General features: G+C 69.7%; 17 protein-coding genes. 11 read left to right on the forward strand and 6 right to left on the reverse strand.

The features are described 5' to 3' along the window. Positions 1–111: 111 nt before the first annotated feature. Positions 112–813: a hypothetical protein gene (locus tag LUZ64_RS30025; RefSeq protein ID WP_170116715.1), complete on the reverse strand. Its 702-nt coding sequence runs from the start codon at positions 811–813 to the stop codon at positions 112–114. A 53-nt stretch (positions 814–866) separates the two neighbouring features. On the opposite strand from LUZ64_RS30025, the gene LUZ64_RS30030 reads away from it, so the two are divergent. Further along, positions 867–1,271, forward strand: a complete 405-nt coding sequence (locus LUZ64_RS30030) for a hypothetical protein (protein WP_232398986.1) — start codon at positions 867–869, stop codon at positions 1,269–1,271. A 250-nt stretch (positions 1,272–1,521) separates the two neighbouring features. On the opposite strand, the gene LUZ64_RS30035 is transcribed toward LUZ64_RS30030, so the two are convergent. After that, positions 1,522–2,151 (reverse strand): type III effector protein, encoded by a 630-nt coding sequence (locus LUZ64_RS30035; protein ID WP_095580894.1) that lies wholly within the window; start codon positions 2,149–2,151, stop codon positions 1,522–1,524. A gap of 128 nt (positions 2,152–2,279) precedes the next feature. Between LUZ64_RS30035 and LUZ64_RS30040 the strand changes: the two genes are divergently transcribed. The 4 genes from LUZ64_RS30040 to LUZ64_RS30055 all read left to right on the forward strand — a co-directional run bounded on the left by LUZ64_RS30040 (position 2,280) and on the right by LUZ64_RS30055 (position 5,819). Beyond that, entirely contained in the window at positions 2,280–2,711 is a 432-nt protein-coding gene (locus tag LUZ64_RS30040; RefSeq protein WP_095580895.1) for an Hsp20/alpha crystallin family protein, read from the forward strand. A 109-nt stretch (positions 2,712–2,820) separates the two neighbouring features. Beyond that, positions 2,821–3,216 (forward strand): DUF2267 domain-containing protein, encoded by a 396-nt coding sequence (locus tag LUZ64_RS30045; RefSeq protein WP_095580896.1) that lies wholly within the window; start codon positions 2,821–2,823, stop codon positions 3,214–3,216. Between the two features lie 60 nt (positions 3,217–3,276). After that, positions 3,277–3,720 carry a DUF2267 domain-containing protein gene (locus LUZ64_RS30050; RefSeq protein WP_095580897.1) on the forward strand — a complete coding sequence of 148 codons (444 nt, stop codon included), beginning with the start codon at positions 3,277–3,279 and terminating at the stop codon, positions 3,718–3,720. A 386-nt stretch (positions 3,721–4,106) separates the two neighbouring features. Further along, positions 4,107–5,819 (forward strand): hypothetical protein, encoded by a 1,713-nt coding sequence (locus LUZ64_RS30055; RefSeq protein ID WP_170116716.1) that lies wholly within the window; start codon positions 4,107–4,109, stop codon positions 5,817–5,819. A gap of 301 nt (positions 5,820–6,120) precedes the next feature. Here LUZ64_RS30055 and LUZ64_RS30060 read toward each other — a convergent pair whose 3' ends face one another. After that, positions 6,121–6,624, reverse strand: a complete 504-nt coding sequence (locus LUZ64_RS30060; protein ID WP_143593083.1) for a hypothetical protein — start codon at positions 6,622–6,624, stop codon at positions 6,121–6,123. 214 nt (positions 6,625–6,838) lie between these two features. Here LUZ64_RS30060 and LUZ64_RS30065 point away from each other — a divergent pair, with 214 nt between their 5' ends. The 3 genes from LUZ64_RS30065 to LUZ64_RS37610 all read left to right on the forward strand — a co-directional run bounded on the left by LUZ64_RS30065 (position 6,839) and on the right by LUZ64_RS37610 (position 8,588). After that, on the forward strand, positions 6,839–7,039 hold the full coding sequence (locus LUZ64_RS30065) for a hypothetical protein (RefSeq protein ID WP_143593084.1): 201 nt from the start codon (positions 6,839–6,841) through the stop codon (positions 7,037–7,039). A gap of 22 nt (positions 7,040–7,061) precedes the next feature. Then, complete coding sequence (locus LUZ64_RS30070) at positions 7,062–7,235, forward strand: hypothetical protein (protein ID WP_170116717.1); 174 nt, start codon at positions 7,062–7,064, stop codon at positions 7,233–7,235. Between the two features lie 237 nt (positions 7,236–7,472). Beyond that, positions 7,473–8,588, forward strand: a complete 1,116-nt coding sequence (locus LUZ64_RS37610; RefSeq protein ID WP_232390430.1) for a barstar family protein — start codon at positions 7,473–7,475, stop codon at positions 8,586–8,588. A gap of 274 nt (positions 8,589–8,862) precedes the next feature. Here LUZ64_RS37610 and LUZ64_RS30080 read toward each other — a convergent pair whose 3' ends face one another. Beyond that, a complete protein-coding gene (locus tag LUZ64_RS30080; protein ID WP_095580901.1) occupies positions 8,863–9,441 on the reverse strand; it encodes a suppressor of fused domain protein in 579 nt (192 codons plus the stop codon). Between the two features lie 320 nt (positions 9,442–9,761). Between LUZ64_RS30080 and LUZ64_RS30085 the strand changes: the two genes are divergently transcribed. The 3 genes from LUZ64_RS30085 (at position 9,762) to LUZ64_RS30095 (ending at position 12,392) form a co-directional block, all read left to right on the forward strand. Beyond that, positions 9,762–9,989 (forward strand): hypothetical protein, encoded by a 228-nt coding sequence (locus LUZ64_RS30085; RefSeq protein ID WP_095580902.1) that lies wholly within the window; start codon positions 9,762–9,764, stop codon positions 9,987–9,989. 294 nt (positions 9,990–10,283) lie between these two features. Continuing rightward, positions 10,284–11,912 carry a C40 family peptidase gene (locus tag LUZ64_RS30090; RefSeq protein WP_232398988.1) on the forward strand — a complete coding sequence of 543 codons (1,629 nt, stop codon included), beginning with the start codon at positions 10,284–10,286 and terminating at the stop codon, positions 11,910–11,912. Positions 11,913–12,092: 180 nt separating this feature from the next. Continuing rightward, positions 12,093–12,392, forward strand: coding sequence for a hypothetical protein (locus tag LUZ64_RS30095; RefSeq protein ID WP_095580904.1), 300 nt, complete (start codon positions 12,093–12,095; stop codon positions 12,390–12,392). A gap of 341 nt (positions 12,393–12,733) precedes the next feature. Here the strand turns inward: LUZ64_RS30095 and LUZ64_RS30100 are convergent, their stop codons facing one another. Beyond that, positions 12,734–14,818: an NACHT domain-containing protein gene (locus LUZ64_RS30100; RefSeq protein WP_170116718.1), complete on the reverse strand. Its 2,085-nt coding sequence runs from the start codon at positions 14,816–14,818 to the stop codon at positions 12,734–12,736. 632 nt (positions 14,819–15,450) lie between these two features. After that, positions 15,451–15,708, reverse strand: coding sequence for an IPT/TIG domain-containing protein (locus LUZ64_RS30105; RefSeq protein ID WP_143593085.1), 258 nt, complete (start codon positions 15,706–15,708; stop codon positions 15,451–15,453). Positions 15,709–15,715: the final 7 nt, after the last annotated feature.

Genomic DNA, 15,715 nt, shown 5'->3' on the forward strand with positions numbered 1-15,715 from the left:
GAACCGTTTCCGGGCGGAGCGCTGACCCTTGGAGCTGACGGGTACCCGGCCGCGCTGCGAGGAAGGCTGCCTGGAACTGAGTCGGGTCACGTGGGGACGGCCCGCCGAGTGTCAGAAGAGCCAACCCTGAACCGAATCCACCAGGAATGGCGCCCGAGACTGTCCGGGCCCCGCTCGCTGGGCGCGATCACTTTTGCGGCTGGTGTCTGAGCCGGGACAGCGGGCCGGAACATGTTGTGGCGCTGCTCGGCATACGGCACAGCAACCTCCGGCCATCGGAGGCCGATCCTGGAGTCCAGGTCGGGTGACGGTGCGGGCTGAGCGGGTGACTTCGATGAGGGAGAACGGGGGCACGATGGGCTTCTTCAGGACGGGTCTGGTCGGCGTCGCGGTGGGACGGCGGGCACGCAGAGGGTTGATCTGCCGGGTCATGCCGGCGAGCTTGTGCTCGGCCGCGGCGATGGTGATCTCCAGCCCTTCGACCTCGCCGAGCCAGCCGCGCTCGTGGGCCTCGGACAGGCGCTCGCGGAGGTTGACGATGATCTCGTCGAGCCGGTGCTTCTGGGCGGGGTCGGGTTGTATGAGCGGGCACCGCAGGCAGGCATCCGCTGCCCCGTCCTTCGGCCCGACCCCGCGCAGATGCCTCGGTTGAAGGAGAACCACGCCAACCTGCTCGACCGGCTCCGCGAGGCCGAGGAACAGGGATGGCTCGGCGAAGTCGCCGCGATCGAGGCCGGCCTCGCCGCCGCCGAACAGAAGCTCGCCGCCATGCGCGATCTCGCCCCCCCGGCACACCACCGTCCACCTCGGCATGCCCGATTTCCGCAGCGTCTTCGCGCGCGTCGATTCCGAGCAGTCAAACGAAGGTGCGAAGCAGCAGCCCTGAGGACTACAACGAGGGGATGACCGTCTTCCTCTGTTCCAAGTGCGGCACCGCGATCACGCCGGAGCTGGCCGAGCTGGCCGCCGTCCCCAACTTCTCCGACGATGAACGCGACCGGGACAAGGAGACACGCCGGGCACCCTCCACCGTTCCGCGAGGCCGCTACGTGATCGATTCCGAGCCCTGGGGGCCTCCCTACGTCGTGCAGGACGACCAGGAGGACCCGAATCCGGCGCAGTCCCGAGGGCCGCTGGTCTGCCGTGAGGAGGGTTTCGTCATCTCGGCTGGCGTTCAGGGCACGGTGCTGACGCACCCGGAGGACGGCCCCCGACCTTCGACCGCTGCCCAACTGGGAGAACGGCACCGGCTGCTGCGGGCCGACCGGTAACGAAGGGCTCAACCGAGCTTGCCCCTGCGGCGCTGCGGTCGCAACGCTCGCGGCGGACTGCTTCGGGCCCTACGAACTGCACCTCGACCCCGTTCGAACCTACGGGTTCTCCCAGTAGGCTCCCGGAACGGCCGACCTCGGCGGGCGACACGCCCGGGGCGGCCTTTCGCCCGGCGGAGTCCGACCGGTCTGCCGTGTTCGCCCGGGGGCGGAGGCTGACCGGGTTGCTGCCGCGGTGCGCCGGCGGGGGTCAGGGGGGTGTGAGTGTGTCGAGCCGGGTGGCGAGATCGGGATGGGTGGCGGCCAGGTGGGGGCGGGCAGCGGTCAGGGGTGCGATGAGGTCGGCGGGGTTGTCGTGGGCGAGGGCCGCGTGCAGCTCGCTGACGGGGAGGCGGGCCGCGGCGGGCAGATCGGTGAGTGCGGTGATCTGTCCGGCGAGGCGGCGCAGGTCGGCCGCATTCCGACGGGCCCAGACGGCGGTGGTGCGGTCGGCGGCCCGGGCCTGACGGGTGGCCGTCACTCGCTGCTCGCCGGTGGTCCCGGCGGGGCCGGGGCGCCCGCGCAGGTAGCGGCGCTCGGCGGCCTGGCGGCTGGCGACGCCGAGGGGTTGGGCGAGGTCGGCCCAGCTGGCGCCCGCGTCGCGGGCGGTTTCGATCAGGCCGGTCTCCCATCCGGCGAGCTGCTCGCGGACCTGCCGCAACAGCATCAGTGAGGCCAGGGCCTGCTCCGGGCCCGGCCCGGCACCGGAAGCATTCGGGGCCTCCCGCTGGGCTTCGCGCAAGGCGTCGTCTATGGCGTGGAGGGCCGCCGCCGCGGCGAGGAACGACGCCGGGCTGTGGGCGTCGGTGCTGGGTGAGGACGGCTGATCGGCCGGGGTCACGGGCACCTCCCTGGGGTTGTCATCGAACTGACGACATCATGTTTGTCATCCATTGGATGACATGTTACAACGGTGTCAGTGAGGCGCATTGGCAGTAACTGCCTGAACCTGCTGGAGGTGTTTTCACGATGTTGATGCGCACTGACCCCTTCCGTGAGCTGGACCGGCTGGCGCAGCAGCTGATGGGCCCGGGGGCCTGGTCGAAGCCGTCGGCGATGCCGATGGACGCCTACCGCGAGGGTGACGAGTACGTGGTCGCGTTCGACCTTCCCGGTGTCACCGCGGACGCGATCGACATCGACGTCGAGCGGAACATGCTCACTGTCAAGGCCGAGCGGCGGCCGGTGGCGAAGGCCGACGACGTGCAGATGGAACTGTCCGAGCGGCCGCTGGGCGCCTTCTCCCGCCAGATCGTGCTCGCCGACACCCTCGACACCGAGCACATCAAGGCCGACTACGACGCGGGCGTGCTCACCCTGCGCATCCCGATCGCCGAGCGCGCCAAGCCCCGCAAGATCTCCATCGGCGTCGGGACCGGCCACAAGGAGATCTCCGGCTGACACCGGCCGGACAGGGTGCGGAGGACGGCACCTGATCTCCCCCCTTACCCCGCCCCCCGCCCTCCGCACCCCCGTGGGCAGCCCGACCAACGAGAAGGGGTGGCGCCCGATGACTCTGCGACGCGAGGCGTTCCTCGACCACGTCAAGGAACGCGGTAAGTACGGCACTCCGGATGAAGCCGAGCGCGCGGCCCGCGTGGTGCTCGCCCTGCTCGGCGCACACCTGGTCGGCGAGGTCCGCGCCCAGCTCGCGGCACGCCTGCCGGAGGAATTCGCCCTGATCCTCCTCAACCCGCTGCAGAGCGCCGAGCCGCTGCCGCCGGAGCGGTTCGTGAGGGCGACCGCGGCCTGGATCGAGGGCGCCACCGAGCGGACCGCGGCCTGGGACGTCAGCGCCGTGCTGTCCACGGTCGCCGACACCGTCGACGACGACCTGCTGGGACAGATCCTGCTCCAGCTCCCCGCCGGCTACGACCTCCTCTTCGGCCGCCCCCAACCCACCTGACCACCGGTGCCGCACCCCGGCACCCACCCGACCCTGGCTTGACGAAAGGCATCCACCGCAGTGATCACCGACGTGCGCGTACCGCTTGAGCACCAGCAGCCGTACTCGACGGCGTATGAGCAGATGCTGGAGAAGGTCCGCTACGAAGGCGCCTACCCCACCCGTGAGAGAGCCGAGGAAGCCGTCCGCCTGGTTCTCGCGGGGCTGGGACGCCGGCTGATCGGCGACGAACGCGTCGACCTGGCCGCCTGCCTGCCCCTGGAGGCCGCCCGCGTCCTGACCGCACAGATCCCCGACACCCAGCCGCTGACCGGCTGGGCCTTCGTCAAGGACCTCGCCACCCGCTCCGGCGCCTCCCTGGCCACCACCCGCTGGGACACCGGCTCCGTCTTCGCGGCCGTCGCCGCCTACGCCGGCCCCGATCTGATCACCCGTATCCTCCACCAGCTCCCCACCGGCTACGCGCTGCTGTTCGGCCAAGCCGAACTCAACCCAGCCGCGTAAACGGGCCGTGCCGCCGCCCGCTCACGGGCGAACGGCATCGACCCGGGCACCGGAGCCCGGCCGGATGGACATCACCGCTGGTCACGGGTCTCCTGGAGGCATACCCCGCCGCTGACCGGGGCCCCGTGTACGAAACACTGCACGTCGATGTCCATCCGGCCGGACTCGGCCACTGCCGGGTGATTATGGCCGGGGCCCTCGCCGTGGTCACCGCCTCGGCGGGGCGGGCGCCGTGGGCGGAGAGGAGGACGTCGATGACGCCCGGAGCCCGGGGCCAGGGCGCGCTCTCCTTGTGGATCCTCCTTAGGCGGGGAGGTTGATTCCGATGGCCGACGGGCAGGTTGCCCCGACTACAGGTGGTCGAGATGCCAAGCCGGAGGTAGACCGTGGATGATCCGGGCCGGACGCCGCACATGGGCTGTGCTTGTGGTGACGCCGGACGCGCCGAAGGTGCCGGACGCGCCGGGCAGCGGCACTCGGCGCCGCCCGGCGCCGGGTTCGAGGCCCGGTTCACCACCCCTCTCGGCGATGTGGCCGGAGTGGAGGACCTGATCGAGAGGGCGTACGGGTTCTTCCTCGCGCTGGCACGGCACCCCGCTCTCGGGCCGGTCAGGTGGTGCGACTGCGGCACCGACACGAGACCGGTCTGTGAGGGCTGCGGCGGACGCAGGCTGGCAGCGGCGTACCGGGCGGTGGTCCATCCGGCCCGGGCCGGATGCGAGGACTTCCTGGCCGAGCTCGCCTCGGGCCGCTACCGCGATGCCACGGGCGTGGTGAAGGCGGCCCTGCTCGGCGGGGTGATCAAGCTGGTGGGAGAGCTGTTGCGGGCCGAGTACCGGCAGCAGGCGCTCCCGTCCGTGCCGGCTGCGCCGCGGCGGACGGCAGGGCCGCCGTTGGCGATCCTGGGGAAGAACCGGTACCTGCGCTCCGTTGCTGACCTGTGTTCCTCCCACATCGGGGAGTGCGCCGCCCTCGTGATCGGCAGTGGCTCTCCCATTGCCCGCGACCGCACCGAGCTGTGGGCGGCGTCCGTGGAATGGCTCCAGTGGGCCAGCGACTACCGCGGCGAGGAGCACTACGCGTACGCGGACTGGCTCAGCGCCCGGCCGCCCCGTCCTCTGCCCGGCCGCGAGGCACCCTCCCAGGCACAGTGGCTGGTCTGCCAGGCGCTGGGGCGGGGCGTAGACAGCGGCGAGCGGGCGGACGCCCCGTGGCTGTGCGGGGCGTCGTACCTGTCCGGGCTCGATGCCCGGGCCCTGCTGCTGGGAGGCGAGCTGATCAATTTCGGCTCGATCGGGCTGGAGGACGAGACCGACGCGGAAGTCTTCGCCCACTCCACAGTGGCCCGGCTGGCGGTGATGATGCTGAGCAGCAGCGTCGACCTGGTCGCCGAAGCCGTGGCGGAGGAACGGAACGTCTTCGACACGGTGTGCGGTACCGCCCGCCGGCGGCTGCTCGCCTGGGGACTGGAAAACCTCCGGGCCCCCTGGCCTACCCCGGCGGTATCCGATGTGTGGGCCGTGTGGAGCGGCTACGTGTGGCTGAACCCACGCCACCGCTTCGCCTTGTGTGCCCTCCCGGCCACCGTGCAGCGGCAGATGACGGCCCTGTGGGCACAGCCGGTCCAGCTGTCTGCCCTGCGCCAGGCACAGGAGGCGTGGCACGCCGGGCTGGAGGTCGACCAGGAGCTGGACGTTCCCTGCGCGTGCTGCGACCACGCGGCACTGGCCCGGGAGATGACCGCCTGGTCGGCGGTGGTGATCGACGGGCCCGACCTGGCGGACTCCGGCCAGCTCGCTTTCCTCCAGTTGCTTGATGCCTGCGGGATCGACGCCTGCGACACGTGGCATCGCAGCATCCTGGACCGGTGCCCCTCCCTGGCCGCCCGGCACGAAGTCCTCTACCGCCGGTTCACGGATCGCGCGGACATCTTCACCGCGGGGCTGGACGCGTACGACGCGTACCTGGCAGGCGCCGAACCCGTGCTGCTACCGACCCGGCCGACGGAATTCGCACAGCAGGCGGCGGACGACCTGTGCGCCCGCTACCACGGCCGGCTCGCCCGCGCGGCCGGGGTACCCGTGGCCGTACATGCCTGACACCCACCGGATATCCGTCAGGCATGTGGCTTTCAGCCCCGCTTGCGGTACGTGTCTGACGGCTCCGAGGACCCCTGGATAACCACCGGCCGGTCCGTATGGTGCGCTGTGCGGCGAAGGCCCGCCTGGAGCAGACCCAGGTCATCGCAGCCGCAGGCAAGGCGGCGGGCCGCACCCGTAGTACTAGTACATGCTCTGCGGATCCTGCCCCCCCCGGTTCCATCCCCGATCCTGAGCCCCGGAGGAACGCCCTTCAGACGTGTCTCGTCCAAGCACTTTCAGTGCTGCACGTCTATCCGCTTCAGTGCTTGATGAACATTTCAAGGTCGTTGTGCCCGTCGCAGAAAATATGCTCGAACTGCTCATTGAACAGCTCGTGCCAGTAGTTGTTTGTGTCCAGCGCCCAGATTCCGAATCTGTTGACACTCACGCACTTCTGCCGCCCCGGCGGAGTGTTCGGAGTGATCACAGTCAACGTCAGGCTCGTGAGGTCTTTCCAGTACAGGTGCTGTCCCGGCTTCGGCCCGCCCAGCAGGTTGACTTTGCTCCAAGTGTTCTGGAAGTCGCCGAACTTCTGAAGATGCTCCGGGTCGGTCTCGCAGCCGTTGTTGTTGGTCCGGACGAGCCTGGTCCATGTGTCGCTGCCGGACACCGGGTCCCGGTAGCGTGCTGTGACCCACGAGGGAATGCACTCATTGGTGTTGGACAGGCTGGTGACCTCGAACCACATGTTGAACGCTTTGAGATCTTCGTTTCCGGCAGCCGAGGCGGGTACTGCGCCGATCAGGAAGGCGCTTAATGTCATTCCCAGCAGTATTGTGAACGCTCTTCGGCAGGACCGAAATGCGCGTCTGCCCATAGTGATCCCTTCCTTCCTCACCGTCCGGAACGACCTGGGCCTTTGATGATCGAGATCTTCGGGGAGATTCGTGGTGACTGCTTTTCGCGGCGCCTTCGTCGTTATCCCGAAGAGGCGATCACGACCCTCACTCTCCTGCCCTCCGAGAGTTCCTACAAGTGTGAGATCTGGACACCTCGGCGACCGTTGGCAGACCGGGAACACCATCAGTCTCGGCCCATGCCGTGCCGTGCGGCGCGCCGACCGGGACCCGGTGGGCCTGGGCGAGGTGTTCACCGGGCTGTCACGGACCGGGTCTGGGGCTCTGGTCCTCCTGCTCCAGCAGCTGGAGCGGGCCACCGAGCAGCGCAACGTCAGCTGAACGAGACCGCCGGGAGCTCGTGGTGACCGACGGCGCCGACCACCCGTTACGGGCCGCGCTGGCCCTGCTCGCCCTCGAGCTCGTGGGCCCGGCCGCGGCGCTGCACCAGCAGGCCGACGCGCTCCTCGACTCCGTCGGCAGATCTGCCCGCAGCCGGCCCGCCCACGCCTCCGTGAGCGCCTTGCCGTTGGCGTAGAGCTCTCCGTCCCGGCCACGACCGCGACCAGCACTCCGGTGGCGTTATCGCTCTGGACTGGCCGCACTGCTCCGGCTTGAGTTGGGCCCATATGGAGATCGTGGCGGTGGTGCTTCCGGGCTGAAGCGGCCCCTGGCTTGCGGCTTGGTAAGGCCCCGACCGACCCGATATGCCCGAGCCGGATCTGTGAGCCGGTGTTTCAATACTTCCTCGATTGATTCTGGTTCGGGGGGATGTGTGCGGTTCGATTTCGAGGTGGCGTATGTGGACGCCGAGGACGAGGTGACGCCCTGGGGACGCTGCGTCGGGGTGGCCGGTCTCTTCAGGGAGCCGATGCCGCCGACGAGGGAGCTGCTGACGTTCGCCGGGTGTGTGTCGGCCGGACCACTGGCCGAAGGGGGCAATCGGCTGGGCGGCATGTGCGTCGAGGTGTGGAACGACGAGCGTCCGGTGCAGTGGTGGGAGCTGGCCGACGTCGTCGTTCTCGTCCGACGCCCTCATACCGCTGACGCCTCGCTGGTCGACATCGTCGTCGAGGCGGCGGTGAAGCCGGACGACGGCTCCCACACGCTGCCCCGCCCCGCGCGGTTCAAGCTGTTCGGGGGCCCGGGCGCCTCCGTGCCGTACGGCACCTGCACGAGTGTGAACGGCCTGTACGCGGAGCGTCCGTTGCCGGCGGAGATCCCGATGACGCTCCTTGGGTGCGAGCCCGCAGCCCCGATGCTGGCCGCGCTCACAGACGGAGAGGACGAATTCCTTCTTATCGGCGCCCGGGATCGTGCGGGGCGGTCCATGACGGGATACTCGTTCTACTGGCGTGTCGAGCAGACGCGCCCCTCCGTCCTCGGCGGCACTCTGATCGACGTCGTCCTGAGCAACGGCGTGGACGAACCACCGCCGCCGGCCGCCCGCCCGGCCTGGGACGAGTGGTACGAGGGCGGCAGGCCGAGCACCCCGAATACGTGGGTGAAGCACCTGGCGGAGGGCCGGAAGGCGTGGCTCACGTTCGGCGGCGAACCCCGGTTCGCGTACAAGGGCAAGAAGACCGACCGGACAGGGGGCACGTACCACCTCGACGGCAGGTATGTGACGGACGTCGAAGGGCTCCACTGTGCGATGGGTGAGGCACTCATGGGCCCCGGCGGCTACTTCGGCCGGGACTGGCACTCCTTCAGGATGTACCTCGAGGGCGGGTACGGGGTGGGCCTGCCGTTCACTCTCGTCTGGCACGAGTCGGAGGTCGCGTGCGAGGCACTGGCGGACGTCGTCCACGACCTGGAGAACGGCCTGCCGTACTTCGAGGAGATCGTGGACCTCATGCGACGGTGGGGAGTGACGGTGGTCCTCGAATGAGATCTCCGGGACGGACCGCACCGGAGAGGCGATCTCGCCCCCGATAGACACGCGAACTTCCTTGGGCAGCGACACCGACCTCACCCCAGGGTCCGCCGCGACCGCCCCGCACACCGGGGCCACTTCAAGCCGGAACAGCCCTCGCACATGAACCAACCGGCCCACGCCCGGTGCCGGCTACCACCCGCCTGGCCACCGAAGCCGACGGAACCCGGAGCCGATACGCCCCTGGTGATCACAAGCGGTGGTTGCCGGAAGCGGTCCGACCGACGTCTCACACCACCGATGCCCGGAAAGGATCAGTGGGAATGATCTCCGCCTCGTCGAAGAGTTGCTCCAATGCCTTATGACCCTCGCGCCTGCGGAACTCGATTTCGGCGGCCGTCACAGGCAGGGTCCACAAGATGCGGGCGCGCCCGCCGGGCAGCGGACAGTGCTCAAGATCAGGTCCGTGGAGATAGGGCAGACTGATCAACAGGTGATCGCAGGTCGAGCCCGGCACCCATGGTCCACCGATCGGCATGCTGTGCTCCAGACCGAGCTGCTGCCCTCCGCAGTGGTAGTAGGCGATCATGGCTATCAGGTCGATGAACCGCTGGTCTCGGACATGAGCGGTCATGACGAACTCGAGCCCGTGACCGTCCTTCTCCATCACGGCCCAGCACCCGGCGGTTACGTAGGCCCAACTGTCGCTGCGCGGACCGGGGCCCACAACGAGAACCCGCAGGTCGGGCACAGCCTCGCGCCGGTCCGAGCCAAGGTCGCGGACAACGACCTCCACGGAATGCCCCTCGAAGAACGCCCGGACATGTGACTCAACGGCCTCCGCGGCCAGCAGCCTCGCATCACTCACCGCGCGATCATGCCAGACCTCAATAACCGGCCCGACTACTTACCCAGCGTCATGACTCGGTGGCATTCGCCCCGAAGACACGACACCGGAACATACGGGCCTGCCAGTCCGAGGCCGGTCATGACCGGATGCGGTAGCCCGCGCCGTCCGGCTGCTTCCCCGTGTAGTGCGTGATCCAGTCGATGTAGGACGAGACGCGGGTGTAAGCGTCGTCGTTCCCCTCCCCGCCTCATGTCCCGGCAACGGCGCTGGCGATTCCGACCGTCATCGGGGCGAGCCCGTTGAGCGGCCCGGCGCCATCGTGACCGTCCGCCGCCACCATGGCCGCCGACCAGGCCGAGGAGTTCGACCGTGAGGTCGAGCAGGATCTGCCTGCCGCTCTGGTCCGATGGGTCCGGGCCAGTGCCGGTGTCGGCGCGAGCCTGCCCGACGGCGCCGTACAGCGGTTCTGCGACGAGCTCGACCGCGTCGTCGCTGACCGCTTCCCTGGTGATGTCCTTGGTGTTCCTCACCGCGTTTGGGCCGTCGTGGCCCGCTACTCAGGCTGACGCGAGGCAGGCTTCCTGACGCGAACGCCGGTGGTTTGGGGGTTGTGGCACCGGAGGCGGGCGCTCCGGGGGTTGGTGTGGATGATGTGATGCGTGACCGATACTTCTCGCCGTGTTTTCCTCGGCGCCTTCGGCGCCCTTACCGTCTCGGCCGCGGTTGCGCCGGGCTCCGCGGCCGCTTCTCCGGTCCGCGTCGCCCCCCGCACACCCGCCACGCCCGCTACTTCGCCCGCTACTTCGCCCATTCCGGCGGTCGCACCGGCGGTCGCGTCCACGACCGGCCCGCGCTCCTCGATGACCTTCACCGGGACGCCGTACGACACAGCGGCCTTCGCCCGTGCCTCCCTCGGCGAACTGAGCGCGACGGTGCTGCCGGGCACGCCCGTGCGTACCGAGGTCCTGTACGGGCGGCAGCGGGTGGCGGTGCTGACCAAGGGGGCGCGTACGGTTCTGGTGTCCGGGCCGGAGCGGACGTTCACCGAGAACAAGCAGCCGTTCACCGACGCTTTCGTCCGGCTGGTCCCCGACCCGGCGCTCGAACCCGGCCGGCGACTGAAGCCCGGCTGGGGTAACTCGCCGGCCGGTGGCACGTGGAGCGTGTACGGCGGGACGCCCGGCGATGCCGACTTCGCCGTTCGCAAGGGTGCGGCGACCATGCTTCTCAAGGACACGGAGGCGGGCCGCTACGCCACCTTGACCGATGACGGGATATCCGACGTCGACGTCACCTGCGAGGCCGCTTTCGACAAGGTGCCCGTGGGTAATGCTTGTTCGTTCGCGCTGCTCTTCGGCTACCGGGGCGGTGGCGCCCACTGCCGGGCGCGGCTCTCTTTCACTACGAAGGGGGAGGTCGATCTGCGCGTGGAGAAGGTGTCGGACGGCAGGACGGTAGTGCTGGCCGAGGCCGGTCCGCTCGCCACGGGGGTGCGGGCCGGTGACGCGTGGCGGATCCGGGTGCGCCGCCAGGGGGCGAAGGCGCAGATCACGGCGTGGCCGGCGGCCGGTGCGGAGCCGGCGCGGCCCACCGCCGAGGTCGAGGACGTTGGGGCCGGGTCGCGTAGCGGGCGGGTGGGTGTCCGCGGTTTCGCCTCCCCGGGCTGTACGAATCTTCCCGTCACCTTGACCGTCAGTCGTTTCGAGGTGGTCTCGGGCACGTGGGAGACGCCGCCGTCGGTCACCCATCGTGACTGGGTGCGGCTCCTGGAGGTGCCGTTCGACGGTGAGTGGACGCCGGCCGTCGAGGCGACCGTGCGTGGCTGGGCCGGTTCGATGGCTCCGGACGTCTTGTCGTACGCGGCGATGTTCCTGCCCGGTGCCCCGCGCGTGCGGGGCGCGGACCCGCGGGTGGCAGGTGCGGACGTCCTGGGCGAGGCAGGATACGGAAAGCCCGACAGTCAGGGGCTGCTTCCCGTCGGCGCGGATTTCCACGACTACATGGAACAGCCGTGGACCTTCCCCGATGCCACGAAACGGCCGGAGGAGGGCCAGCGCGGGAAGCTGGACTGCTCGGGATACGTGCGGATGGTCTACGGCTTCCACATGGGCGTGGGCATGGTCGCCGGGAAGGACCCGGCGAAGGAGGCCCTGCCCCGCAAGTCCGGGGCGATGGTGGACTTCGCGCCCGGGGTCCGCGTGGCCCAGCGGGCGGAAGGCGGCGGTTCCGCGCCGGACCTGCGGCAGCTGCAGCCGGGCGACCTGCTCCTCTTCGACGTCAACGACAGAGAAGGAGACCCCGTGGACCCGGACGCGTACGCCGTCGACCACGTGGCCGTCTACCTCGGCCCCGACCAAGCGGGGAAGCGGCGCTTCCTCTCCAGCCGCAAGAGCGCCGACGGCCCGACCATGGCAGACATCTCAGGTGCGTCCACCCTGGAAAGCCCAGGAATCTACGCGGACTCCCTGCACACCATCCACCGCGTCTGAAAGAGCGATTGGTCCGCTGATTCGCGTTTGGTCTCATAGCGTGGGTCCCACGCCCAGTTCGGGGTGGATTCGTTGACGAGTCGGCGGGTCATGAGGTCGACCAGCCTCCCTGCTCCAGCAGGTGGAGCGGGCCACCGAGCTGCGCAACCGTCAGCTGAGCGAGACCGCCGGGAACTCGTGGTGACCGACGACGCCGACCACCCGTTACGGGCCGCGTTCGCCCTGCTCGCCCTCGGGCTCGTGGGCTCGGCCGTGGCGCTGCACCAGCGGGCCGGCGCGTTACCCGACTCCGTGGAGCTGTCCGGCGTCGGCCTCTCCAGGCCCGCGCTACATCAGGTCCGCGAGGCCGCCAAGAAGCGCGGGCCGGCGCCCCGCGTGCCGTCGCCGTCAGCGCGTCGTGCGGCGCGACGGATGGGAGCCGCCCCGGTGCGCCGCCGTGCTCCAGGGCCTGATCACCGGGCCCCGAAGCACCGCACGTGACGGTTCCGGGCGCTCCGTCGTTGTTGGACGTGAGGCCTTCTGCTTCGGTACGGGCCCCGGCCATGAACCGGAGCTCCTGCGGACGAGGGCAGGTTCACGGCCGTGAGTGCACACGGTGCCCGCCCTTCGGAATGGAACCCCCGGGGACGGGCCTCATGCGTGGCCGACGCGGGGCACCTGTGCGAAGGCGCGTGCCGAACCCGTCGCGCAGTCGGCTATCGACGTTCTGGCCGCGCTGGTAGCCCTGGGTGACGGGGGGCGACCTGACAGATGATCTTGTTTCCGTGCTGGCCGGCGGGCGCTCCAGACCAGCGAGGTGGGTTCCAGGAAGCTGGACTTGGCTACGGGCGGGGGTGGGTGTGGAGCCAGTCCTGTAGTTCTTGGTGGCGGAACTGGTAGGCGAGGCCGGAGACGCGGAGCAGGCCTGCTTGGTAGGCCCAGTGGAGGAAGGTGCCGAGTCGCCAGGGCAGGCGGCCTCGGGAGCAGCAGAGGAAGACCAGGTAGCGGCGGCCGGCCCCGGTTCCGAAGTACAGCCCGGTTGCTGTGCAGATCACGAGTCCAGGCGCGAGCAGGACCCCGAGCTGGGCCAGGGGGAGGCCGGCGAACGCGTTGAGGATCAGTGCCATGAGGAAGGCCCCTTGCCCGATCACGAGGCTGGCCAGGAGGTCGTTGCGTACGGGGGAGCGGGGGTCGGTGGGGGGTGCCTCGCTGAGCTGGGCGTCCATGAGCCAGCCCAGGATCCCGATGAGGAGTCCGATGCCGATGGCTGTCCATCCGCCGGCGGAGAAGATGCCCACGGTCCAGGCCGCGAGGCCGAGTCCGAATCCGTAGTGGACGGCTTTGCTCCAGTCTGAGGTGATCCTTCCTGTGATCACGACGGCGGCCCCGATGGCGAGGGCGCCGGGCCAGCCCCAGAGCTCGGCGACCTGCTGGGCCACGAAGGTGAAGACGAGCCCGAACGCCACACTGGCCGCGAGACCCTGCCAGGCGGCACGGCTGCGCAGACGGGGAATCCGGGGCTTTGCCGGTGCGGACACGCGGGACCTTCCCGCCTGCCAGGTGAACCACAGGGCTATGCATCCCGCGACGATGACGGCGGGCCACGGGATCGGCGAAGGGCCTGCGAGGAGCGGCGGGAGCACGGCGGCGAAGGTCAGGCTGAGCAGGGCGGCGGAGAAGACGTCGGCGGTACGGACGCGGCGGGTGCCGGCCATCGGCCACAGTTCGTGGAGGACGAGGTCGGTCGCGGACACGGTGCCGCGGGATGTGGTGGCCAGGTGGGTGGCGAGTGCGGCCAGCCAGTGGTGGGTGCGCTCGGGCCGGTAGCGGTGGGGACGGGTGGGGTGCTGGCTGATCGCCGCCGGCAGGTAGAGGGCCAGGAGGTGGTCGCGGACGCTCTCGGGGGAGGTGAGGACGAGCAGTCGGCCAGGGTCGCGGAGGTAGGCGTGGGTGTCAGGGTCGCGTTCTTCGTAGGCGGTGACGGCTAGGTTGAGCCTCCAGGGGGTGCTCAGGGCGTCGGTCAGGACGCAGCCGGGTGTGGTGGTCAACGCCTCCAGGACAGGGGCCCACCGGTGGGGGTTCGTGCAGCGGGCGGTGAGATAGGTCGTGGCCTGCCCGGGCGTGACAGGCTGGATTTCGACGCGGGCGGCCTCCCGCATCCGCAGGTCCACGGCCGCGAGGTCGGTGTACTGGGCGGTGCGGCAGGTGAGGATGACCGGGGCGCTGCCGGTGGGGTCCTGGTAGGTGTTGAGCTGCGCCAGTGCGCGGGTGGCGCGTCGTTGGCCGAGGGGTGTGGTGGGGGTGTCCATCTCGTCGAGTCCGTCCAGGACCGGCAGGATCTTGTGTTCCTCCACCAGCTGCCGGGCGTCGGCGGCGGTGATGCCGCGGTCGCGGAATTGGTCGTGGACCTGTTCGGCGAGCCAGTCCCGCAGCGGTCGGCCGGTGTCCCAGCCGGCCAGGGAGAAGCGGACCGGGACCGGGTCGGTGTTACTTCGGCCGGGGTGGGTCAGCAGGCCGAGCAGGAGGTCGAGGGCGAGCAGGGTCTTGCCGGCCCCGGGCTGACCGGTGATCACCAGCCGGGCCGGACGCAGTTGCCGGTAGTAGCCGACGATCCCGGCCAGGTGGCCCTCGGGAGCAGCCCCGGCGGCGTTGTTGGCGGGTTCTCGCCGGTGGGTGAAGGCCAGGTCGATGCGGTGGGTGCCCGGGCCCAGAAGCTGAGCGCGCTGCCCTGCCTCGGCCGCGGCCACCACACCAGCCAGCCTCGCTGCCAGGGCGCCCACGCCCGCTTCCGCCTCCGCCCGCTCGGAACGGTAGGTGGCCCAGCTGAGGTAAGCGGCGGGTGCGGCGAGCACCAAGGCGATGGCGGTCTTCGCCAGCCGCTCCACCTGAAAGTGCTTCGACAGCAGCAACGCCAGTCCGGCGGCCACAGCCAGCAGGAAAAAGTAGATCAACGCTGCCCGACGTGCACGCCCCGGCGCCCCCATGAGGAGCACCTTCCCGACCCCGGCCACCAACCCACACAGCGCCTTGCAGCACGCGACAGCGCACAGGCGCACAACACTCGTGATCTCCCAGACCACTCATGGCCCCGCCTCCCTCGCCCGCGCCCAGGAGTGCGGCTACCAGGGTCAGAACGGTCTCCTGGGTGTACGGCCGTGCCGGGCCAGTTCCACGAGGGAGAGCGTGGAGGCCCGGGCTTCGGTGCCTGCCTCGTCAAACCTGGTACATCTTCCAAAGGTGGGCAGCCCCTCCCCTATAGGCTGAGCCCTCCAGATGAGAGCCGGAGGGCTTCGTGTACCTCTTGGCTGTGGGGCTCAGCCGCAGGCCCTGTGTCAGCTACCGCTCTGATGTTGAGGAGTCCGCCGGAGCGGGGGCCAGCCGCCGGGCCCACTCTCCGTGCGCTGCGCCTCCTCGCCGGCTTCAAGCGCGGTCGGTTGCCCCCCTCTTGAGTGATCCACTCGGCCTTGCAGGCTAAAGCTTGTCTCGTGACGCCGTGATCAGTGGCTGAGTCGAACGCATGACCACGGCGCTACTAAAGCCGCTGCCCGCGACACACGGCTTACACGTACGTGAACTCCACGGCGTTGCTCTGCTCGTCACCATTCACGGCAACAACCTGGATCGTTCCCTCTCCCTCAGGAACCGTGAAATAGATCTCGGCCTCGCCGGGCTTTGAGCCGCCGCCCTCCCATTGGCCCTCCTCCCATTCTTCCTCTCCCCAGCGCAGCGCCTGGGCACGGAGCAACGTTCCAGTCAGAGTGACCTGGTCACCCTGCTTCCCTTGTGCCGGGTCAATGCTGTCGATCTGCAAGCTCATCGTCATC

The sequence above is a fragment of the Streptomyces albireticuli genome (genome assembly GCF_021228125.1).
GTDB classification, from domain to species: Bacteria; Actinomycetota; Actinomycetes; order Streptomycetales; family Streptomycetaceae; genus Streptomyces; species Streptomyces albireticuli.

Excerpts from the sequence above, each read along its gene's own strand:
- LUZ64_RS30025 (WP_170116715.1), bottom strand. The coding sequence starts at position 813 with ATGCCGAGGTGGACGGTGGTGTGCCGGGGGGGCGAGATCGCGCATGGC.
- LUZ64_RS30040 (WP_095580895.1), top strand. The coding sequence starts at position 2,280 with ATGTTGATGCGCACTGACCCCTTCCGTGAGCTGGACCGGCTGGCGCAG.
- LUZ64_RS30045 (WP_095580896.1), top strand. The coding sequence starts at position 2,821 with ATGACTCTGCGACGCGAGGCGTTCCTCGACCACGTCAAGGAACGCGGT.
- LUZ64_RS30060 (WP_143593083.1), bottom strand. The coding sequence starts at position 6,624 with ATGACATTAAGCGCCTTCCTGATCGGCGCAGTACCCGCCTCGGCTGCC.
- LUZ64_RS30085 (WP_095580902.1), top strand. The coding sequence starts at position 9,762 with ATGGCCGCCGACCAGGCCGAGGAGTTCGACCGTGAGGTCGAGCAGGAT.
- LUZ64_RS30090 (WP_232398988.1), top strand. The coding sequence starts at position 10,284 with ATGACCTTCACCGGGACGCCGTACGACACAGCGGCCTTCGCCCGTGCC.
- LUZ64_RS30105 (WP_143593085.1), bottom strand. The coding sequence starts at position 15,708 with ATGAGCTTGCAGATCGACAGCATTGACCCGGCACAAGGGAAGCAGGGT.